A 20,455-nucleotide genomic window follows, 5' to 3' on the forward strand; every position below is an offset into this window, starting at 1 on the left:
TGACAGGCCAGGGCGCCGTACTGGACGAAGCTCGCACTCGCGCAGACTTCGATCCCGCAGGCGCGGAGCCCGTCCGCCCCGCCGGCAACGGAGTGTCGGCCGTGGGCCCCACCACCCCGACGACCTCGTGCACGGTTGCTCCGTGCACGAGGTCGTCGGATCGCTCGGCTCCTCAGACCGCGACGAGCTCCAGACCGAAGTAGCCGGCGCCCACGGGGTACGTCTTCGTGCGGCGCCAGCCCGACGCCGCGAAGAGGGTGTCGAACTCGTCCAGGTCGCGTTCCATGCCGTTGGTCATCGTGAGCATGGCCATGTCCGACAGGGTGGCCAGGTCGGGCCGGCCGGGCTCGCCGATGACCATCTCGACGACCAGCGCGCGTCCCCCCTCGTTCACGGCGGACCGGCAGCGGCGCAGGATGGCCGTGCACTGGTCGTCGTCCCAGTCGTGCAGGATCGTCTTGAGCAGGTAGAGATCCGCCGGGGGGACGTCTTCGAAGAAATCGCCCGCCACGGCGGAGAACCGGCCGGACAGACCGCGCTTCTCGGCCTCGGCACGGGCGCCCTCCACGACGTGCGGGAGATCGAGGACCTGTCCGTTCAGCCGGGGGTCGGCCTCCATCAGCGCCAGGACGAAATCTCCGTTCGAACCGCCGACGTCGACGACGGTGGACACACCGGTCGTGGATACGGCGGCCATGGCACCCCGTGTCACCAGGCCGGACATGTCGCCCATCGCCTTGGCGAAGAGAGCCGCCTCCTCGGCGTTCTCCGGTTTGGCGAAATACGCGAATACGTCCGCCCCCAACGCCTTCCCCGCCTCGGTTCCCCTCTGCCGCACGGCCTCGGGGAAGTGTGCCCAGGACTGCCACAGCCCCTGGCCGGTCTGGGCCAGTACCAGGGAGCGCAGGGAGCCGGGCACGTCCGAACGCAGCAGTCGCCCTCGACCGGTGAGGGCGAAGCGGCGCTCTCCCTCGGGGCTCAGCAGGCCCAACGACGCGGCTGCGCGCATCAGTCGGTAGGTGGCCCGTGGTTGGCTGCCCTCGCGATCGGCCAACTCCTCTGCCGTCAGAGCCTGTTCCGCGAGGTGGTCGGCTATCCGCAGCTCCGCCACGCCCCTCAGGACCTGGGCGCGGACGAGACCGATCAGCAGGTCGAAGACAGCGGCGGCATCGGCGGCGAGATCGCTCGACGCGGCGTCGTCATGGTCATGCTTCATATCGGACATCACAGAGCAAAACCCTTCGGGATTATCGTCTTCATAGGGATCCACGGCTCCACTCACCCTAGGAAGATCGCCCCGCCGGCGGATGTATCGTTGTGCCTCTCTGCTGGAACGCCAATGCCAGGAAGACGCCCGCGTCGACGATGAGCGATACAGCGAACCCCGGTCCGGGGCGGAACTTCTTCGTGGACGTCACCGCTCTGCGCACCGCACGGGACGGCTTCGACGTCTTCCGGCGCGCATGGGAGTCGCAGATCGGGGAGAAGCTCCCCCTGCCACCCCTGGAGCCGCTCGGACCGGGTGACTTCCGGGTCAGGGTCCGCGCGTCCAAGGTGCACGACACGGTGATCGCGGACCTCTACGGCGAGTCGCTGGCCGGCGGTCCGCGCAGCGCCGCCCACCACCTCGACGACCGGGTCCTGGTGCATGTGATGGGGCAGGGCGAGTGGCGCTTCCTCGATCCGCGCGGCCGTGCCGAAACCGCCGTACCGGCCGGGCAGTTCATCGTGCGGCACAACGGACCTCCGGTGCGGTTCGAGATGGAACCGCGCACGACGGCGAAGGTGCTGATCCTGCCTGCCTCGCAACTCAGGCCGCTGATCCGGGACCAGGCGATCGTCGGTTCGGCCGACTCGCCGGAATTACGGCTGCTCACGGCGTACACCAAAGTCGTCGACGAGACGGTGAACGACCTTTCCGCCGCCGGTGTGCGAGCCGCTCGCAACTCCCTGATCGAGCTGGTCAAGGGCGTGCTTGTGCAAGCCTTCGACGACAGCGAGCCCCGGCTGGCCCCCGCGGTGGTCCGGGCGGCCAGGGACATCGCGGACGGCCATCTCACCGATCCCGATCTCTCTCCGGCGGCCCTGGCCCGCGAACTCAACATCTCCGTACGGTCGTTGCACCGGGCGTTCGCCAAGACGGAGGAGTCGGTGACCGCGTACATCCGCCGCCGACGGCTCGAACAGGCCCGGCTCGAACTGGCAGTGCCGGTCGACCGGCCGAGTGTCACGGAAATCGCCGCCCGCTGGCGATTCGCCGACAGCAGTCACTTCATCCGCACCTTCAAGAAGGCATACGGCCAGACACCCACCGAATACGCCCGCTCAACCGGGTCGGCCGGAAGGCGATCCGGCTGACGATCTCGTGCGCGGTTGGCCGTGGCTCGGTGCCCAGGTAGCTCGGTGGACTCGCCGAGATCATCGCGTACCTCGGTGCCGGGGCCGCCCGGGGAGGCGAGCAGGCCCTCCGGACGCGGTCATGGCGAGGGCGATCGCCCGCCGCGTGGGGCTGCCGCTGCCAGTAGAACCGGCATCATCGACGGCACGGAGGTCCGCGTACGACGCCCAGCCGCATGTCGCGACGACCGGGACAAGTTCGTCTCCGCCAGTCCTCTCAGAACGCCATGAAGTCCATGGTCCTCACGGCCCGTGCACCGAAACCTCAACACCCGGCCCCAGAAGGCCACGTGGCTCGAAGAACCCGGGGGCCCGCCACCCGCTACGACGGGGCAGGACCGTTGATCGGTCGTCGGCTGGGGTTATGAGACACCGGCCGATTCCGCGCTCTTCACACGGGGGTTTCGAAACCTGCGGGCCCCTTGTGTGAGTCAGCTGGGTCCAGGACCGAGGTAGAGCGCAGCCAGCCGCGGCAGGCGCCGACGCATCTGGTGGGCATCTGTGAAGTCGAACGACTCGCCCATGCCCTCGCCGTCCCCCTCCTCGGTCGTCGTGTGAGCCTCGGCGTAGGCCTCCCATGCCTCCCAAAAGGCGTCCGAGTCTCCGGTCAGTCGCTTATACGCCCTGGACGATACGAAGTTGAAGTCCTCATCGAAGATGACGTCCTGATCCCCGGCGGCCGCCGCAGTACGCACGGCAGGATGCTCGGCGAGGGTGTCAGGGCAGGCAGCTGCCCGTTCGTACCAGTCACGTCCGAGCGCCACCAGGCCTGCCGTGAAGTCGCTGAACCGGTCATCGGAGCAGCCCCCGCCGATGAGGTAGGCGGCCGCCCATACGTCCCAGCGGTAGACCGCATCACGCAGACGGGAGAAGCGGTGCTCGAAGGCGAGGATCTCTTCCGCGGGCAGGGCCGACAGATGGTCGACGACGGTCACATCGAGCGGCTTGTCACTGCCCTCAGCGGCGTCGAGCGCGCGCCAGAACGCTTCGTTGTCCACGGCAGGCAGTCTGCCAGGGGCTACGACAATCTCCTCCGCGCGGGCGGGGAGGTTCAAGCTCAAAGTGAGCACCTGTTTCTAAGCCTGGTGAGTGTCTGGACCAGATCAGAAATCGAACGGGCCCCTGACTCATGCGACCGGCCGTCGTTGAAACAGGCCAGGAGACGAACTGGAGGCAGGGATGAATGCCGCAGACGTGGGGATCACGCCGACGACGAGATTGAGTGGTGAAGGCGTCCGGGACCTGATCGTGGAACTACTTGTAGGTTCCGGATAGAGACGTCGTTGTCCAAGTGACTTGTCATCGACTTGTCGTTCGGGCCAGCCGCTAATTGGCGGCCAGGATCTCCTCCAGAACGAACGACGCATCCGCAGGGAGGCCATAGCCATCGCGAACCGCTCCGGCGCAGACGACCAGGGCCTTCCAGAGCGCCCAGCCTTGTCCACGCTCCCAGGTCGCCTCGTCTACCCCTAGCCGATCGCGGAACGCGGCCCGGCTCTTGCCGGTCAGCATCGTCCAGGCGATCGACAGATCGCAGGCCGGGTCTCCGACTCCGCAGGTGCCGAAGTCGATGACGGCCGCGAGCGCACCGTCCTTCACGAGAATGTTCCCCGAGGCCATGTCACCGTGGAACCAGACTGGCTTACTATCCCACGAGGCTCGCAGCGCCCGTTCCCAGATCTCCTCGGCGGCTTCGGTCCGGATCAGGCCGTCCAACGTCTCCAGGGCTGCCCGGGCCCACCCGTCGTAGGTCGTCAGTGGTCCGCCTCGGAACCAATTGTGCAGTCCGGGGGCCGGTCCACCCGTCGGGTCGATCCGCTGAAGAGACACGAGGAACTTCGCGAGGTGGATGGCGAACGCCGTCATGTCCTCGACGACGGCACCGGCCGCAGGCTCGCCACCGATCCACCGATAGACCGACCAGTCGTGCGGAAAGCTCTCATCGGGCACGCCTCTGGCCAGCGGAACCGGAATTTCCAACGGCAACGCGGGCGCCAGCACTGGCAGCCACCGGTGCTCCTTTTCCACCGCCAGCGCATACTCATCGGCAGTCGGTAGCCGCACCAGCATCTCGTCACCGAGGCGAAAGGTGCAGTTGTCCCAACCCTGCGCAGTGACCGGCCGGACCTCAAGGTCGGACCACTGCGGGAACTGCGCGGCGATCAACCTGCCCGCCACCGCGGCGTCGACTGGTTTCCGAACTGGCAACGGCAGAACCTCGGGCGTCTCGTTCATCGGCGGCGACCGTATGACGCCCCACCGGATCACCACAAGCGATTTCCGATCGCCCCCAACTCAGACCGGAACTGTCCGCCCTCCTGGCCCAAGCGGCGCGAAGCAGTACACCACGGCCTGAGCTTGCTCTTTATCTCCCAAGATCTGCCAGGTCTGCCGATGGCCTTGAGGGTCTCAGGGCGTTGACAGTTTTGCCCACGTCGTAGCGGGTGGCGGGCCGCCGGTTCTTCGAGCCGAGGGGTCGTCCTGGCCCGGTTTCCGTCGGTTGAGGAACACGGACCGGGCAGAGCAGGTGCGCGCCGATGCCCCTGAACCCGCGGCGGACCCGGGCCGGGGTGAGGCGTTCGGGCTTGGCGGGCTTCTCCCAGGGGCGGCGGAGGTCGGCAGCGAGGGGTCGGCGAGGCGGAGCCGGGTGTGGGCGACTACCAAGAGCCAGGTCCAGCGGTCCGCACACCGTGCAGCTTGCCCGGTCGCCGGCGTCGCGGGCCGCGACGGGAGCGGATGGGTGGGATGCCGCGGACCAGCGGGATGACGGCCTGACTGTCACCAGTCCAGATCGCCGCGGGCACCAAGTTCGTCGAGGACCAGGCGGTGAAGCTTGGCCCACACCCGTGCCTCCGTCCACTCAGTGAACTGGCGGAAGGCCGTTACACCGTTACACCCGACAGCCCGAAGTCTGGTGGCAATCGGTTCCAGGTACAGCCTGAGGTGGTGGCCACGAAGATGATGGCAGCCGGCCCCTCGCAGTCACCGCGCCGCCCGGCGCCCTGGCATGCGGTCCATCACCGCGGCGGCCCTCCACATGTTGCTTCGAACCAGAAGCTCACACCGTCCGTGCTGTTCTAGGAAGAGTCAGGAGACGAACGTTGTCCGACAGATCAGTCGCGGTGGCGTGCTGCCCGGCGTGGCCGCCATGACGGTTGCCGCAGCCGTTTCGCCCCCGCGCTCAGGCGCGCGGCTCACGGGTGACGGTCGGCGGGCTGCCCTCCGGAGTCCGGGCCTCGATCCGCAACTTCGGTTCTACGACCGTCCCTTCAGCGCGGACACCGGGACCGTCCGGCTGGTGAACCGCGAGAGCGCCAAGGTGATGGACGTCAATGGCGCCTCGACTGCCGACGGCGGAGGCAACCAGTCGTGGAGGCTGGTGTGCCTTCGACCAACGGCTACTACCAGTTCGTCAACGTCCGCAACGGCTGGTGCGCCGACGTCAGGGACGCCTCCCCTGCGGACGGTGCCAAGGCAACCCAGAGGGCCCTCCACCAGCGGCTCCAACCAGGACTGCAGATCCTCGCGGTGTGAGCCGCCGGGACGCTCAGTCCGGCCCAGATCGGTAGCAGAACAGGTGCCGAGCGGTTGGCACCAACGGCTATCCCCCCACGCACCAACTCACCATCACTCGCAGAAAAGGACGCCTGTATGAGAAAGCCCTGGACTTTGCCCCTGGTCACGCTTGTCGCCGCCGTGCTCGGGGTGACGGCGGCGGGTGTGGCCCCTGCCTCCGCCGCCTCCGACACCCCTTTGCGCGTCATGCCGTTGGGTGACTCGATCACCTGGGGTGTGGGCAGCAGCACCGGCAACGGCTACCGGGCGCCGCTGTGGAACAGGCTCGCGGCGGACGGCCATCCGCTGGACTTCGTCGGCACTGGACGCGCCGGCACGATGTCCGACCCCGACAACGAGGGCCACTCCGGATACAAGATCCATCAGATCGCCGCGCTCACCGACGCCGCGCTGACCCGCTACCGGCCCAACGTCGTCACCCTGCACATCGGCACCAACGACCTCAACGAGAGCTACCAGGTCTCCACCGCCACTGCCCGGCTGAAGTCGCTGGTGAACCAGGTCACGGCCGCCGCCCCCGACGCGACCGTCCTGGTGGCGTCGCTGGTGGTGTCCACCAGCGGCTCGGAGGAGCAGTACCGGGGCGCGTACAACCAGGCCGTCCCCCAGATCGTGCGGGACGCGCAGGCCGCGGGCAAGCATGTGGGGTACGTCGACATGAGCGCTCTGACCACGGCCGATCTCGTCGACGCCCTGCACCCCAACGACTCGGGCTACCAGAAGATGGCCGACGCCTTCCACCGCGGCGTGCAGGCCGCGGACAGCGCCGGGTGGCTGAAGAACCCCGCCCCCGCGCCCGCGCGCGTGCAGTCCGGCATCGCCGGCAAGTGCATGGACGTCAACGGCGCCGGCACCGCTGACGGGACCGCCGTCCAGACGTGGAGCTGCGGCGACAGCGCCAACCAGTACTGGTCCGCCTACACCGACGGCACCCTGCGCTCCATGGGCAAGTGCCTCGACGTCTCCGGCTACGGCACTGCCAACGGCACCAAGGTGCAGCTGTGGTCCTGTCACGGCGGCGCCAACCAGAAGTGGGAGTCCTACAACGGCGGTTACCGCAACCCCGCCTCCGGCCGCTGCCTCGACGTACCGGGCGCCTCCACGACCAACGGCACACAGCTCGTGCTGTGGGACTGCAACGGCGGCTCCAACCAGAAGTGGACCACTCTCGCCACCGGATGACCCCCACCCCCGGGTCTGAACCCCTTCCGGTTCTCCTCGCGTGAGGCCGACCCACGGTCGGCCACCCGAACAGGGAACGGCCCGCCGCACCAACAACACTGGTGCGGCGGGCCGCTCGCGGTTCTCAGCTCTGCTGCAGGGGAGTCGGGGGGAGCACCGCGCGTCACCACCCGGCGGCCGTTGCCCCGAAAACCCGGCCTCGTCGACGGCACATGGCATAGCTCCCGATCACGTTGCGGGTCAGATGTGCCCGGCCTGGCAGCCGGCCCGCGTTCTGCAGCGTCGCCATGCCGCCGCGCCGGACGCTGCCGCCGCCGTGTGCAACACGTGGCGCAACAGAGAACTGCAGATCGCTGGGACGGGCATGCCGGTGAGCCGGTCCACGAAGAACGACTCCACCTGGGAGTCCGACGTCCGGGAAGCCGAGGCGCTGAAGCTGTTCACCCAGCGCGTCGAAGACCACCGCAACGAGCAGCGCCGCCGCCAGCAGAAGGTGCACCAGCCCGCCGATCAGGCCGTGCTCTCCAGCCAGCCGCCGACAGCCTGACGGCGAAGCGCCCGGCGGCCGCCGCTGAGCCCCCGACGTCGGCTTCACGCCCAACTGCCAATTCGCGCGACGAGCCGCGGGCCGTACTCGGATTCCATCCGCTGTTGGCTGCCTGACACAGTTCAGCGGGTGCCAAGGAGCGTATCGTCGACCCGTTCGCGGCTGTGGGTCGGCGAGCACGGGGGACGGGACGACGGCAGTGTGAGAAGGACGAGGTCGCACGGGAAGGTTCACTGGGCAAGCGGACAGGGACCAGCCGAAGACAAGGAGCGTCCACGCCATGGGTACCGCCGTCCACGTACCACAGACCCGGGACATGATCGGAGACGAGCTCTCCGGAGACGAGGCGTTCACCGCCCTGCGCCACTACGGAGGGCTGCGGTTGCTGGCCGACTCCTTCGCACGGTTCCGTTACGCGGACGGCTTCACCAACGCGCGCGCCCTCGCCTTCCAGGTGGTGCTCGGGCTCGTGCCGTGCACCGTGGCGCTGGTCGGGCTGGCCACGTCGGTGCACACGGAGGGCGTGGGCCGAATCATCGAGCTCACGCTCGGCAGGATCGTGCCGGGTGCCAGCGCCGAGATCGTCAAGGACGCCTTCGACGGAACGCGGCGCACCGCTCACGGCGATGTCTGGGGCACGCTCGCCCTATGGCTCGGGTTGGGCTTCGCCCTGCTGAACCTCGCCTCGGCCATGGGCCAGATCGAGCGCGGCGCCAACCGTATCTACGGCATCGAGCGCGACCGTCCCTTTCCCATCAAGTACGCGCGGGCGATCCTTCTCGCGCTCGCAGCCGGTCTGCCCCTGGTGCTGGGGTTCGTCATCCTCGTGGCTGGTGAGGCCGTGGGGGACGCGGTCGCGGAGTCCGCCGACGGGGAGGGCAGCGGGCCGCAGTGGTGGGGTGTGCTCGACTTCCCCGTGGGGCTCGCGCTGGCCTGGGTGGCCTCGGCTGTGATCTTCCGCTGGTCGCCCCGCCGTATGCAGCCCGGCTACACCTGGCTGGCGTTCGGTTCGGCCGTGCACCTCGTGTTGTGGGTGTCGGCCACTTGGCTGCTCGCGCTGTACGTCGAGGAGAGCGGTGCCTTCGGCGCCGTGTACGGACCGCTCACCGCTTTCATCGCCCTGCTGCTGTGGGCCAACCTCACCGCTGTAGCGCTCTTTCTCGGCCTCGCGTTCGCTGCCCAGCTGGAAGCGGCCCGTGCCGGCATCGCACGTCCTGTTCGACCGGACCCCGGACCAGGTGCGTGAGTCCGGATGAGGTGAGGCGGCCCGCCAGTCGTCAGCCGCCCGCCGCGGCGGGTACAGCCCGGTGAACATCTCGAACCGATTGATCAGACGCAGCCGCGGTTCGATCGTCGAAGCCTTCAGGAACCGGGCGTGTCGCTGCCGGGCCCAGCCCTCCTTAATCGCCGTGAGCACCGCTGATCCGGGGCCAGGTGTACGACGTTCGGAGCGAGGAGGGGACGCGCCGAACCGGGTGCCTCAGCGACGATGGCGGCTGTTGTATCAAGCGCATCAATGGTGCGTCTATCACGACGCAGGCCGGACCCGAGCCTGTGAGGTCCCGCGCTCAACGACCCGGTCGCCGTAGTTGCACGGGCGGTGGTGTGCGCCGTGGCCACGCCTCCAGTGCCTTCTCACGAGCGGTCTTGCGTCCAGAAAACATCCAGCGGACTGCAGGACAGCGACACTCGGATGGTCAGGAAGTCACCGCTTGACCGGTCGGCACTCGGTCCGGCTCCTGGTGAGGTCCAGTTTGGGGTGGGGACGAGGCAGTGTGCGAGGGAAATCCATGTTGAGCAGGACGCCGTGGCAACCCGGCGGGCTGGGTACTTCAGCGGCGCGGATCGCAGAACAGTACCGCTCCGCCGGGCCGACCGTCGTACCACCGGCCCATGCCCCGCTTGAGTTGCCCGAGTACCCCATGCCCTTCGAACCGTCGGTCGAGAATCCGCTCATGGCTCAGGCCGCGGAAAGAATGTGGTCCTGGGCCCGTGGTCACGGACTCGTCCGCGACCAGGCGACGCGGGAGCGGACGGAACGCACCGAACCGAGCTGTGGGCCGCGCTGTGCTACACGACCCGTGACCTCGAAGCACTCACTTTGCTGACCGAGTGGGTCTACAGGAGGTTCGCGCTCGACGAGTTCGACGAGGGCGGCCACGACGTCGAAGCCGCGAGGACCACTGTCGGCGGCCTGGACGCGGTCCTGCACGGAGGAGTACCGCGTACGGCTCTGGAGCGGGCCTTCGCCGATCTTCTTGCCCGTTCCTGCCGCGGTCGTTCTGCGGGGTGGGTGCACCAGTTCCAGTACGGGCTGCACCGATACGTGTGGACTCTGTACTCGCGGACCGCGGACCGTGACGCCGGCCGAGTGCCGACTGTCGCGCAGTTCGTCGACCTGCGCCGGGACGCGATCGCGATGAACCTCTACTTCGACCTGCACGAGATCGACGCCGGCATCGACATCCCGCAACCGGACCGTCACCGGTCGGCCTACCGGGAACCGCGCAACGCAGCGAGCGACTACATCTGGCTCCACAACGACATCGGCTCACTCGAGAAGGAGGTGGCCGTCGGAGACCTCCACAACGCCGTCTACATCCTGCACGCCCGCGAGGACAAAACACTGCAGGAAGCCGTCGACGCCTCCAACGTCCTGCTGGGCGAACACGTGGACCGCATCCTGGTCGCCGAGAACGAGCTGAGCCGCCTGAGCGAAAACCAGCCGCACGCCGGGCAGACCCGCAGCGCGCTTCAGCGATGCGTGCGGAACTACCGGCGCATCGTCCGCGGCGACTTCGACTACCACAGCCAAGTCCGCCGTTCACCGGGGCGGGCTCCTGACAGTCCAGGGCCTGCCGCACGCTCACAGGATGCTGCCGCCGGGGCGAGGTGAACGATACTTCGGGGCAGCACAAGCCGCACCGACTCCAGTGCTGTTTTGCTGGTGAAGAGGCAGTGCTCTGACTCTGCGGAATTCGGCGTGCGTGGGACACCGGGTGACATCTGTCCAGCCCAGCACTGCCCCGGAGGGCTCCTGCGCAGTGGCTGCCGTGGAGGGGCGGAAACAGCGTGCTGCGACGTCGCTCTGTTGCTAGGCTCGGACGCATGATCACGCTTTCGCCTCAGCACTGGATGATGCCCCGTCGACGGGGCTGCTGAGAACGGACGCGTACCGAATCCGAGGCCCCGGGACGGGGCCTCACTGTTGTGCGACCAGGCCTCGCTACCCGGTAGGAGGACCGATGACCGCACGAAGCCGCTACATCACTACGACTATTCCGTACGTCAACGCCCGCCCACATCTGGGCTTCGCCCTGGAGCTCGTCCAAGCGGACACGTTGGCCCGTCACCATCGGCTACGGGGCGAGCAGGTCCGGCTGCTCAGCGGAACCGACGACAACTCCCTGAAGAACGTCCTGGCCGCCGAAGCGGCTGGTGTCGACGTGCAGTCGTTCGTCGACCGCAACGCCGATGCGTTCGCCGCCTTGCGTGGTCCGCTGTCGCTCTCATTCGACGACTTCATCCGCACCAGCAGCGACCCGCGTCACCGCGTCGGAGTCGAACGACTGTGGCGCCAGTGCGCCGCGTCTGGTGACCTGTATCGCAAGGAGTATGAAGGCCTGTACTGCGTTGGCTGCGAACAGTTCTATACCCCTGACGAACTGGTCGATGGACGGTGTGGCGAGCACGGCACCGAGCCTCAGCTCGTCGCGGAGGAGAACTGGTTCTTCCGGCTGTCCCGTTACGCCGACCGCCTCCATCAGCTGATCTCGAGCGGTGAACTGCGCATCGAGCCCGCCGCTCGCCGCAACGAGGTCCTCGCCCTCATCGAAGGCGGCCTGCACGACTTTTCTGTCTCCCGCTCTCACCATCGCGCCCGCGGCTGGGGCATCCCCGTGCCGGACGACCCGAGCCAGGTCGTCTATGTGTGGTGGGACGCCCTCGGCAACTACGTCACCAGTCTCGGATACGGCACCGGTGACAGCGCGTACGACCAGTGGTGGGCCACCAGCGAGCGCCGCGTCCATCTGGTCGGCAAGGGAGTGGTGCGCTTCCACGCCGTGTACTGGCCGGCCATGCTGCTGTCGGCCGGGCTCCCGCTGCCCACCGACATCCTGGTCCACGACTACCTCACCGTCGACGGCCGAAAGATCAGCAAGTCGGCCGGAAACAGCGTCGACCCGGCTGCGCTGGCCGCGACCTTTGGCACAGACGCGGTGCGCTGGTGGCTCCTGCGCGATGTACCCCGGGTCGGGGACGCCGACTTCACTCCCGACCGCTTGACCGCCCGCGCTGACGCGGATTTCGCCGGAGGACTGGGTAACCTCGTCCACCGCATCGTGACCATGGTTCACCGCTTTCGTGGCGGAATCGTCCCCGCCTGTGCGCCCGACAATTCCAGTGGGCCGGCGCTGGTGGGCGTTTACCGGAAGGCACCCGGCCTCGTCGATGCCGCCTTGGCCGACTTCGACTTCCGGCGTGCCACCCATGCGGTCTGGCACATCGTGGAGGAAGCCAACCGATGCATTGACGCCACCAGGCCATGGGAACTGGCTCGGGAAGAGCGGAAGGGTGACAGTGAAGCAGCGAAGCGGCTCGACACCGTACTCGCCACGCTTGTCGCCGCATGTCATGTGCTGGCGGATGAACTGCGCCCGTTCATCCCCGATGCCGCGACGCGGATCACCGAACGGCTGACACCGGTCGAGGGGCGTCTGCCCGCGGCAGAGCCGCTGTTCCCTCGCCTTCAGGAGGACACACAGCCAGCGTGAAGTCCGGTGTTCCATGCCTCTGGTCGCCCTCCTCTCGATCTCGCTGCGGTTTCGGGAGCGGGGCGCCCCGGGGCGCCGGGCAGACCAAGGGCCGGTTTCGCCACTCGTACGACAACCGCCGCCGCCCGCAACACGGCCTTGTTCGGCATCCACAGAAGACCGCGACTCAGTTGCGGCGATGGCCCAGGAAAGCAACCGATTTTCGGGGGCGGCGCGCCGGGCTGTCGCGATCACGAGGTTGGCTGTGCGGAACCGAAGGCGGCCCTCGGGCGAAGACGCGAACCGCAACCGGTGATGGGCGTCGGCGCGGGCTCGAGTGCTGAGGACTGGGAACCGGGCAAGGCGTGGCGGGCCGGCCCGCCCCTCGACTCCCGTGGACCATCGAACAGCCCGGCACCCGCATCGGGTACGGGTGCGTTCCCACCCGCGGACAGGGCCTCGAAACCGACACGCGCTTGGCGGAGCCGTCTCCAAGTGGTCTCTCGACGCCAAGAACCCCTAAAGAAATGGGATGGCGGATGTGCCACTGCCAGAGCGAGGATCTCTCGGTACTCGCCGATGAAGGGGCAGCTGTGGACGACATTGTTCCGAGAGAGCTCATCTCTCTTGCTGATGACGAGGGGAACAGCGTCACTGTCAACGTTCTGGGGCGTGATCCCAGGTGGTCCGCCGGGCTGAAGGCCGAGATCGTGGTCAGGACGCCGTTCGTGTCCGGCCGTGTTGACCTGGCGCTCTCCGCCTCGAGACTGGAGAGGTGGGCGGATGCGCTGAACAGGCTCGATGCTGGCGAGGATGTTGACTGGATGGAGATGAGCAGTGGGCCATCGATTTTCATCCAACTCACCGGCGAGCGTGACTGTCCGGAGGTCGTCGTGGAGGACGAGTCGGGATCCATGGTCACCGTCCGGGTGCCGCTGGTCCCGCCGGACGACTGGATTGCTGACCACCAACAGCGTCTGCGGCAGGTGATGAAACACTGGGTTCCGCTGCTGTCAGCGTAGGGAGACAAGCCTCCGCCAGCAGATGAGAGCGGATCCAAGAGTGAGGAAGGCCTCGTGGATGTCGTCCCGTATCTCCCAGCGGATCCGCAGGCGGCGGAACCAGTGCAGGTGATCGAACGCCCGCTCCACGAACCAGCGTTGGGTTCCGAGGCCGGAGCCGTGCTCGGTGCCGCGGCGGGCGATGACCGGCTTCACGCCCAGGTCCCGGACGAGTCGGCGGTACTTGTCGTGGTCGTAACCGCGGTCCCCGAGTACGACGTCCGGGCGGCGGCGCGGTCGGCCGCGCTTGCCGCGCACGGGCGGAACTGCTTGAAGCAGTGGGATGAGCTGGTGACATCGTTGCGGTTGCCGCCGGTCAGAGTGACCGCGAGAGGGATGCCGGTGGCGTCGGTGATCAGGTGGTGATTGCTGCCGCTTCTGCCCCTGTCAACCGGGCTTCGTCCCGTCTTGGATCCCCCCTTACCGCGCGGATGTGGGAGCCGTCGACTGCGGTCCGAGAGAAGACCAGGGCGTCCGCGCTGCGGAGCTTGGCGAGAAGGACCTCGTGCAGCCGGGGCCACACGCCGGCCTCGGTCCACTCGACCAGACGCCGCCAGCACGTCATCCCCGTCCCCAAGCCGAGTTCCTGGGGCAGATGTTCCCAAGCGATCCCGGTATGCAGCACGAACAGGATGCCCTGGAACACCAGTCGGTCCGGATGCCGGCCACGGCGAGCGAGACGGCACCCGGGCCCTGATCGAGGTCCTGGTGATGGGCCGCCACATCGCCCACGAGCACCTGGTCGCCGGGCTCGCCTCCGCACTCAAGGCCGGTGCCCTGACGGCCGACGTCGTCGCCCTGGAGGCACGGAAGGCGGCCGAAGCCGACGACGTCGCGGCTCCTGTTGTCCCTGCGGCGCCGGACCGGACGAACGTGACATCGCTGACCGAACGGCGGCTTGCCCAGCTGCCGCCCGACACCAGGCCGCTGCCCTCGGTCGCGGCCTACGACCAGTTGCTGCGGAACCGGCAGCCGGCCGACCGACCCGCCATCCAGGGAGCGTGCCATGACACGCAAACGCCACCGAGTTCCACCTGCTGATCGCGCTCGGCACCGAGGCCACCATGGCCGGCTTCCGCGTCGCTACACGCTCGCCACCAAATTGGCCAACGAGTTGGTCCAGGCCGCGGACGAAAAGGTTCTCACCAAGACCACCGCCCGCTACGGCCGCGTCGATCTCCTCTGCATTGATGAGCTGGGCCATATGGAGCTGGACCGCAGGGGTGCCGAGCTGCTGTTCCAAGTACCGACGGGACATGAGGAGAAGAACAGCGTCGCCATCGCCTCCAACGAGTCGTTCGGCGGGTGGACGAAGACGTTCACCGATCCGCGGCTCTGTGCGGCCCCATCGTCGCCCGCCTTACCTTCGGCGGGAACATCATCGAGACCGGCATCGACTCCCACCGGCTCGTCAGCACCAGGGCACCCCGAGCCCAGGATGCCGTCGTGACCTGACCTCGGAAGGTCACTGTGCCTCCTTCTCCCCCTTCCCTGCAAAGACATCGGACGATCACACTGCACGCATGCAGAAGGCGAGAAGACGAACCGCGGCCTACGCGGCAGCATTAGCACTGATTCTGCTGGCCACCACGGGCTGCTCCGGAGGCCAAGAACCGAACGTCACACACAGCCGGACGGCCATCCTTCACCTGGACAAGCCGGTCGGCCTGGCGGACGAGCCGGTGCACACTCGGATCAGCGGGCTCGCCTCCGGCGAGGAAATCACCGTCACGGCACGCGCCACCGACGCCGACGGCACGACCTGGACGGGGCGCGCCGTCTTTGACGCCGACGACAAGGGCATCGTAGATCTGGATCACGCCGAGCCCAAGGCAGGGACGTATCGGGGAGCCGACGGCATGGGTCTGTTCTGGTCCATGACCCCCGCCAAGGGCGATCCTGAAAAGAGCTGGTTCCGCACGAACGACCCGCGAAAGGCCTCCTCCTACCAGGTACGCCTCGCGGTCCAAGCAGGCAGCCGCACCATCGCGGAGCGACAGCTGACCCGCACATGGGCCATCAGCGGAGTGCACAGCAAGGAGCTCACCGTGGCCCACGACAAGCTGCGCGGGGAACTCTTCCTGCCTCCCTCGCACGGGCCCCGGCGTGCGCCGGTCCTGCTCCTCGGGGGCTCGGAGGGCGGCGCCCCCTCCCCGCTCACAGCGACCCTGCTGGCCTCCCGCGGCCACCCCACCCTGGCCCTGTGCTACTTCGACTGCGAGGGACGGCCCAAGAACCTCGCCGACATCTCCCTGGAGTACTTCGCCACCGCCGCCCGGCTTCTGCGCAACCAGCCGCAGGCCGATGCTCAGCGTCTCGTGGTGATCGGTGGCTCCCGCGGCTCCGAGGCAGCCCAGCTGATGGCCCAGTACTATCCGGACCTCGTCCGCGATGCCGTGGTCTACATGCCTAACCGCAACACCAACCGAGCCTTTTACCGCGACTGCTCCAGCTGCGGGCGAGGACAGGCCGCATGGACCAAGAACGGCAAGGACCTGCAGCTCATCCCCATCCCGCTCGACCACGTACGAGGCACCGTGCTGGCCATCGCCGGCGGCGACGACCCTTTGTGGGGCTCGCTTCCGTCCGCCGAATCGATCGCACAAGAACGCAACGCGACCGGACACAAGCACAAGGCCCTGCTCTATCCGAAGGCCGGGCACGCCGTCGCGGACTTCCCTTACCTCCCCGGCGGCGGAGGCGGCCACCTGGGCGGAACCCGAACAGCGAACGCCCGAGCGAAGGCGGACAGCTGGCCACACGTGCTCAAACTCCTCGGACCGTGAACTACAGCTGTTGGTAGCCTCGCAACGACGTAGGCCAGCGAACGCGCGTTGCCAGTTCTCGTCGATACGTCCGAGCCGTTTGATCGCTCACCGTTGACCAAAGCCATCGGCAAACGCCATCCCCACGGGCGCGGGGAGCACGGCTGGCGGCTGGTCGTCCGCAACGGCTACCACTAGGCCGTTTCTGATGGCTCTTGGACTGTGTCGCGGAGCCAGATGACGATCGCGGTGACGGCCAGGGTGCCGTTGAAGATGTAGTCACGTTTGTCGTACCGGGTCGCCACCGCGCGGAACTGTTTCCACTTGTTGATGCACCGTTCGACCGCGTTGCGGCGGCGGTACTGAGCCTTGTCGAAGGCCGGGGGCCGGCCGCCGGTTCGTCCCCGGCGCTTGCGGTGTGCCCGTTGGTCGTCGGGCTGGGCGATGGTGACTTTGATGCCGCGCCTGCGCAGGTAGGCGCGGTTGTCGCGGCTGGAGTAGGCCTTGTCGCCGCGGACCCGGTCCGGCCGGCTGCGCGGGCGGCCCGGTCCGCGGCGCCGGATGCGTAAACCGTCCAGCACCGGGGCGAACATCGGGCTGTCACCGCGCTGACCGGGCGAAGTCAGCCAGTGCAGCGGGCGGGCCCGGTCGTCGGAGAGCAGATGGACCTTGCTGGTCAGCCCGCCCCGTGAGCGCCCCAACGCCTCCCGCCCATCTGCCTCCTCACGCGTTCCGCCCCCTTTTGCGGGTGGTCGGCCGGAGACTTGCGGGGCGCTCCGGCCGCGTGCTGATGCGCCCGGCAGGACGTCGAGTCGATGTTCACGGCCCACTCCCGCCGGGCCACCTGGCGGGCGAACTCCCCGTCCGGGTCGCCGGCATCCGCCTCGATCTGCAGTTCCTTTAGAACGGCCTTCCACGTTCCGTCCGCGGACCAGCGGCGATGCCGCTCATAGACGGTCTGCCAGGGACCGTACCGTTCCGGCAGGTCAGGCCAGGGCACCCCGGTCCGGGCCCGGAACAGCACCCCGTTGATCACCCTGCGGTGGTCCGCCCACTGCCCGCCCGGCTTTCCGTTGCCGGGCAGGAGGGGTTCGATCTTCTGCCACTGCGCGTCCGTGAGCTCGTGTCGCCGCACCATACGGACGTCCTGCCCGGCCGACTACGAGATCCACCCAGCCCACCAAGAGCCGTCAGAAACGGCCTAGCGGGCCGTGAACGCTCCCCACCTCGTCGCGCTGGTTCGAGCTGGAGCCCGTTTCGAGCACGGCCGCTTGGTCGAACGCCCAAAGAACTCGCAGCAGCCAGGCCCGCCGACCGCAGGTCTCCTGCCCGCAGGCCGCGATCCGGATTCAGGCATAGCGGTCGAAAAGGGCCTGGAGGTATCCCTCCAGACGCCTGGTCAGCACGGTGGGAGTCAGATCGGCACGGCCCACCTCTCGCCAGGGGACGGCAACTTTCTCGGCGTCCGGAGCGAAGGCCAACGCGTCCAGCAGCCGCCAGTAGAGATGAGCGGCGCGGTCTTCGGCCAGCATCCCTCCCGCCGCAAGGTAGCGGTCGGCGAAGTGCATGCCCGCGGGAACCCCGTGCAGTAGGGCCAGGGCCGTCGAGCAGTGGGCCACGTCCAGGTCGGCCGGCCCCCAGGAGGTCTCCACCCAGTCGACGACGCCGCTGATCCGCAGACCGTCGCCGACGCCCGTGAAGAGAACATTGCCGGGATGGAAGTCCCGGTGCAGGAAGCAGGCCCGGTAATCCGGGGGCTCGCGACGGATCACGTCCACGGCCCGTTGCCACAGCTCAGGCCGCTCGGTGTCTTGGGGCGGGCTCACCCGCTCAGGAGAGGTCCACGCCTGATAGGTGCGAGGCCGTGTCTCTGCGGTCACCGGCAGACGGTGGATACGCAGCAATTGACGGGCGAGCACTTCGGCACGCCGATCGGCACCTTCATCGCCCAGGCGCACTGTCCCGGGCAGCAGGGACATCAGCAAGGAGGGATGGTCGCAGTACTGCGCCGTAGCGTCCACCGCCACAAGCGTGGCTGCGGGCACGTCCGTGTCGCCGAGCAGGCGCAGAACGGCTGCCTCGCGGATCAGCAAGCCCTCCGCGTGCCGAACGAAGAAGGGCTTGACAAAGGACCGCAGGACCAGTGAGCGTCGACCGCCGGGCCCGCGGATGCCCAGACGGCGCATCTCCGACGTCCAGCCGCCACGCAGCCGCACGACTTCTTCGATGCGCTCTGCCTCGAACAGCCCCTTCTCCACCCAGGTACGCGTCGCACCCCAGCCCTGACCCTCAAGATCGGCACCGATGTGCTCGGCCCCTTCGCCCGTAACCATGAAGGCAAGTTATCGACCTCACCGACGGACGCATCCCTTGGCCACCCCGCCCACAGCTCTTGACAATTCCTCGCCGCGGAGTACAGCCGGACATGACCGGGAACCTCTGGGTAGTCGGGCGGTGCCTGCCGGGGACGGGCCGTCAAAGCCTGGGGAGGTCGAAGCGGTCCTTCCCCACCGTGCTCCCCGCGGCCCCCGGGGATGGTGGTCCCCAATGGATCAACAGTCCTGGCCAAAGCTTGCCGGGCGGTTCCGGATGCCGCTTCCGGGTCCGTAACCGCCTGGTCAGGCAGGGTGGTGCACCCTGCTGAGTCCACGCCGTGATCGTTTGTGCCACACCATCCGCTCACGCATCGCTCACGCGTCGCTCCCGCATGGTGGGTTACTGAGCAGCTGTTGTGCTCCGAAGGGCCGATGCGCCAAGCCGCATCGGCCGCGCACTGATCGCGAGCATGTCAGTGGGGACGACGTCCCGGTCGGCAGGCCCGACAGCGCGTAGGTGTGTGGCGGCTGCCCTGTCGTCGACGATCACGAGACCGTCGCGGGCGGGCACGCGGCGGTCAGCGTTCAGGCCGGGCGCCGGACCATGCGGGCGACGGTGAGCATGGGGCCGCGCACCCATCACCTCATGAGCCACTTGGTCTGCGCCCTCGCCTGTCTGCTCCTGGGCACGGCTGCGGTGCCCGCCTCGTCCGCACCGGCGTCAGGTACGGCCGGTGGCGACGACGGCTGGGTGCTGAGCACGAGCAACCCGTCGAAGGACTACTCCCCGATGTTCGTCGGCAACGGCTACCTGGCAACCAGGGTGCCGGCGGCGGGCGAGGGATACAGCAGCAGCCCCATCATCACGCAGTCGCAGCTCGCCGGCTTCTGAGGTCGGCAGGCTGGCTCGCTCCTCGGAGCCGTTCGCCCGCCCGATCTTCAGCCCGTCGCCGACGCGGGGGGATTCTGACCGCGAGCGAGTCTCTGCACTGGGCCGCCGCCCTGCTCGGCGGCCGACCGCATCTGCGTTTGGTCCGCGAACGCGACACCACCGATGACAGCGTTCCGCACGGCGAGCGACAGGTGATCGCCCGCGTTCGACGAGAGGGGGCTCTTCGATTCTGCTGCTGACATGCAGGACTGAATCTGCGATCTTTAAGAGGATGGAAGACAAGCGCGGATTCGCCGCCGAGTCCGTCGAGCACGATCAACCGCACCATGAGGGCGACCTCTTCCCTACTCGTCCGGGCCTTCACGGCTCGGCTGGCAATCATTCAGAGGCAGCCGAGATGGGCAGCGGCAAGGGCTGGTGGATCTTGGTGGAGGCGCACGGGAGCGGAGACTCCAGCTGGGAGCTGACCCGGGCGATCCCTGTCGACGGTGGCCGGGAGCAGGCCCTTGCGCAAGCTGCCGAGCTTGCCCGTAACTGCGACCAGTCCGGCCGGGAAGTTCAGGATCCCGAAGCGTACGGCCGACGGGTGTTCCGTAACGGGGAGGCAGACTGGCTTGTAGAGGTCGGCCACTCGTACTGGAAGGATGACCTCAAGAAATCCTTCACGTTCAAAAGGCCCGTCCGGATCTCCGTTGCTGGGCTGCAATGAGCCGGACGAGCATGCCTACGAAGCGGCGATGGCAGCGGTCGGCTGGCCCGATCAGGCGCGTACGTTGTTTGTCGACGATCGGGTGTCCACTGCATGGCGGCCGCGTCGCTGGGCCCCCGTACGCTGCACTTCACAGGGGATGCCGCGGAGCTTGCCAGGCATCTGCCACAGCCGTTCACCGCCGAAGCGCACGCTCGGGCTGTGGAGCAGGGGGCCGCACTCGCTGGTTCGCAGCCCGGACCCCAGCACTCCGGCGC

At 68.0% G+C, this 20,455-nt stretch carries 17 protein-coding genes and 4 pseudogenes; 13 read left to right on the forward strand and 8 right to left on the reverse strand.

All coding sequences use genetic code 11. The features are described from left to right. Positions 1-172: 172 nt before the first annotated feature. On the reverse strand, positions 173-1,216 hold the full coding sequence (locus ACZ4Z2_RS24915) for a methyltransferase (RefSeq protein WP_468078865.1): 1,044 nt from the start codon (positions 1,214-1,216) through the stop codon (positions 173-175). A 149-nt stretch (positions 1,217-1,365) separates the two neighbouring features. On the opposite strand from ACZ4Z2_RS24915, the gene ACZ4Z2_RS24920 reads away from it, so the two are divergent. Continuing rightward, a complete protein-coding gene (locus tag ACZ4Z2_RS24920) occupies positions 1,366-2,358 on the forward strand; it encodes a helix-turn-helix domain-containing protein (protein WP_468078866.1) in 993 nt (330 codons plus the stop codon). Between the two features lie 470 nt (positions 2,359-2,828). Here the strand turns inward: ACZ4Z2_RS24920 and ACZ4Z2_RS24925 are convergent, their stop codons facing one another. The 4 genes and pseudogenes from ACZ4Z2_RS24925 to ACZ4Z2_RS24940 all read right to left on the reverse strand — a co-directional run. Next, the gene (locus tag ACZ4Z2_RS24925) at positions 2,829-3,395 is read right to left on the reverse strand and encodes a DUF4240 domain-containing protein (protein WP_468078867.1); all 567 of its coding nucleotides are present in this window, start codon (positions 3,393-3,395) and stop codon (positions 2,829-2,831) included. A gap of 328 nt (positions 3,396-3,723) precedes the next feature. Beyond that, positions 3,724-4,632 carry an aminoglycoside phosphotransferase family protein gene (locus ACZ4Z2_RS24930; protein WP_468078868.1) on the reverse strand — a complete coding sequence of 303 codons (909 nt, stop codon included), beginning with the start codon at positions 4,630-4,632 and terminating at the stop codon, positions 3,724-3,726. A gap of 137 nt (positions 4,633-4,769) precedes the next feature. Next, positions 4,770-5,082, reverse strand: a pseudogene (locus ACZ4Z2_RS24935) (NF041680 family putative transposase); the annotation flags it as partial. A gap of 2 nt (positions 5,083-5,084) precedes the next feature. Next, positions 5,085-5,402: pseudogene (locus ACZ4Z2_RS24940) on the reverse strand (IS5/IS1182 family transposase); the annotation flags it as partial. A gap of 376 nt (positions 5,403-5,778) precedes the next feature. Between ACZ4Z2_RS24940 and ACZ4Z2_RS24945 the strand changes: the two are divergent. The 7 genes from ACZ4Z2_RS24945 (at position 5,779) to ACZ4Z2_RS24975 (ending at position 13,478) form a co-directional block, all read left to right on the forward strand. Next, entirely contained in the window at positions 5,779-5,931 is a 153-nt protein-coding gene (locus tag ACZ4Z2_RS24945) for an RICIN domain-containing protein (protein WP_468078869.1), read from the forward strand. A 117-nt stretch (positions 5,932-6,048) separates the two neighbouring features. Further along, entirely contained in the window at positions 6,049-7,155 is a 1,107-nt protein-coding gene (locus ACZ4Z2_RS24950) for a ricin-type beta-trefoil lectin domain protein (protein WP_468078870.1), read from the forward strand. 370 nt (positions 7,156-7,525) lie between these two features. Continuing rightward, positions 7,526-7,702 carry a hypothetical protein gene (locus ACZ4Z2_RS24955; protein WP_468078871.1) on the forward strand — a complete coding sequence of 59 codons (177 nt, stop codon included), beginning with the start codon at positions 7,526-7,528 and terminating at the stop codon, positions 7,700-7,702. Between the two features lie 280 nt (positions 7,703-7,982). Then, the gene (locus tag ACZ4Z2_RS24960) at positions 7,983-8,948 is read left to right on the forward strand and encodes a YihY/virulence factor BrkB family protein (RefSeq protein ID WP_468078872.1); all 966 of its coding nucleotides are present in this window, start codon (positions 7,983-7,985) and stop codon (positions 8,946-8,948) included. A gap of 855 nt (positions 8,949-9,803) precedes the next feature. Next, positions 9,804-10,598, forward strand: a complete 795-nt coding sequence (locus ACZ4Z2_RS24965; protein ID WP_468078873.1) for a terpene synthase family protein — start codon at positions 9,804-9,806, stop codon at positions 10,596-10,598. A gap of 349 nt (positions 10,599-10,947) precedes the next feature. Next, positions 10,948-12,477 carry a methionine--tRNA ligase gene (locus ACZ4Z2_RS24970; RefSeq protein WP_468078874.1) on the forward strand — a complete coding sequence of 510 codons (1,530 nt, stop codon included), beginning with the start codon at positions 10,948-10,950 and terminating at the stop codon, positions 12,475-12,477. A 572-nt stretch (positions 12,478-13,049) separates the two neighbouring features. Next, positions 13,050-13,478 (forward strand): DUF5959 family protein, encoded by a 429-nt coding sequence (locus ACZ4Z2_RS24975; protein ID WP_468078875.1) that lies wholly within the window; start codon positions 13,050-13,052, stop codon positions 13,476-13,478. Here ACZ4Z2_RS24975 and ACZ4Z2_RS24980 read toward each other — a convergent pair. After that, positions 13,470-14,280, reverse strand: a pseudogene (locus ACZ4Z2_RS24980) (IS5 family transposase). The gene ACZ4Z2_RS24975 and the pseudogene ACZ4Z2_RS24980 sit on opposite strands and share 9 nt — an antisense overlap. Here ACZ4Z2_RS24980 and ACZ4Z2_RS24985 point away from each other — a divergent pair. From ACZ4Z2_RS24985 to ACZ4Z2_RS24995, 3 genes and pseudogenes are all read left to right on the forward strand, one after another. Beyond that, complete coding sequence (locus tag ACZ4Z2_RS24985; protein ID WP_468078876.1) at positions 14,229-14,558, forward strand: hypothetical protein; 330 nt, start codon at positions 14,229-14,231, stop codon at positions 14,556-14,558. The pseudogene ACZ4Z2_RS24980 and the gene ACZ4Z2_RS24985 sit on opposite strands and share 52 nt — an antisense overlap. Then, positions 14,549-14,972: pseudogene (locus ACZ4Z2_RS24990) on the forward strand (ATP-binding protein); the annotation flags it as partial. The gene ACZ4Z2_RS24985 and the pseudogene ACZ4Z2_RS24990, both read left to right, overlap by 10 nt. A gap of 68 nt (positions 14,973-15,040) precedes the next feature. Beyond that, positions 15,041-16,303, forward strand: a complete 1,263-nt coding sequence (locus ACZ4Z2_RS24995) for an acyl-CoA thioesterase/bile acid-CoA:amino acid N-acyltransferase family protein (protein ID WP_468078877.1) — start codon at positions 15,041-15,043, stop codon at positions 16,301-16,303. Between the two features lie 173 nt (positions 16,304-16,476). On the opposite strand, the gene ACZ4Z2_RS25000 is transcribed toward ACZ4Z2_RS24995, so the two are convergent. Beyond that, positions 16,477-17,420, reverse strand: a protein-coding gene (locus tag ACZ4Z2_RS25000; protein ID WP_468078878.1) for an IS5 family transposase whose coding sequence is annotated in 2 segments (ribosomal slippage) — positions 16,477-16,989 and positions 16,992-17,420 — 942 coding nt in all. Because the reading frame shifts where the segments join, the coding sequence is not laid out codon by codon here. Positions 17,421-17,631: 211 nt separating this feature from the next. After that, a complete protein-coding gene (locus ACZ4Z2_RS25005; RefSeq protein WP_468078879.1) occupies positions 17,632-18,615 on the reverse strand; it encodes a phosphotransferase family protein in 984 nt (327 codons plus the stop codon). A gap of 628 nt (positions 18,616-19,243) precedes the next feature. Between ACZ4Z2_RS25005 and ACZ4Z2_RS25010 the strand changes: the two genes are divergently transcribed. Further along, complete coding sequence (locus ACZ4Z2_RS25010; protein ID WP_468078880.1) at positions 19,244-19,489, forward strand: hypothetical protein; 246 nt, start codon at positions 19,244-19,246, stop codon at positions 19,487-19,489. A gap of 271 nt (positions 19,490-19,760) precedes the next feature. Next, a complete protein-coding gene (locus tag ACZ4Z2_RS25015) occupies positions 19,761-20,198 on the forward strand; it encodes a hypothetical protein (RefSeq protein ID WP_468078881.1) in 438 nt (145 codons plus the stop codon). Positions 20,199-20,455: the final 257 nt, after the last annotated feature.

Source organism: Streptomyces sp. NPDC030183, assembly GCF_055573455.1.

Bases quoted from the DNA above. Each gene is read 5' to 3' on its own strand.
- ACZ4Z2_RS24915 (WP_468078865.1), bottom strand. From the start codon at position 1,216: ATGAAGCATGACCATGACGACGCCGCGTCGAGCGATCTCGCCGCCGAT.
- ACZ4Z2_RS24920 (WP_468078866.1), top strand. From the start codon at position 1,366: ATGAGCGATACAGCGAACCCCGGTCCGGGGCGGAACTTCTTCGTGGAC.
- ACZ4Z2_RS24930 (WP_468078868.1), bottom strand. From the start codon at position 4,632: ATGAACGAGACGCCCGAGGTTCTGCCGTTGCCAGTTCGGAAACCAGTC.
- ACZ4Z2_RS24950 (WP_468078870.1), top strand. From the start codon at position 6,049: ATGAGAAAGCCCTGGACTTTGCCCCTGGTCACGCTTGTCGCCGCCGTG.
- ACZ4Z2_RS24960 (WP_468078872.1), top strand. From the start codon at position 7,983: ATGGGTACCGCCGTCCACGTACCACAGACCCGGGACATGATCGGAGAC.
- ACZ4Z2_RS24970 (WP_468078874.1), top strand. From the start codon at position 10,948: ATGACCGCACGAAGCCGCTACATCACTACGACTATTCCGTACGTCAAC.
- ACZ4Z2_RS24985 (WP_468078876.1), top strand. From the start codon at position 14,229: ATGGGCCGCCACATCGCCCACGAGCACCTGGTCGCCGGGCTCGCCTCC.
- ACZ4Z2_RS24995 (WP_468078877.1), top strand. From the start codon at position 15,041: ATGCAGAAGGCGAGAAGACGAACCGCGGCCTACGCGGCAGCATTAGCA.
- ACZ4Z2_RS25005 (WP_468078879.1), bottom strand. From the start codon at position 18,615: ATGGTTACGGGCGAAGGGGCCGAGCACATCGGTGCCGATCTTGAGGGT.
- ACZ4Z2_RS25010 (WP_468078880.1), top strand. From the start codon at position 19,244: ATGAGCCACTTGGTCTGCGCCCTCGCCTGTCTGCTCCTGGGCACGGCT.
- ACZ4Z2_RS25015 (WP_468078881.1), top strand. From the start codon at position 19,761: ATGGAAGACAAGCGCGGATTCGCCGCCGAGTCCGTCGAGCACGATCAA.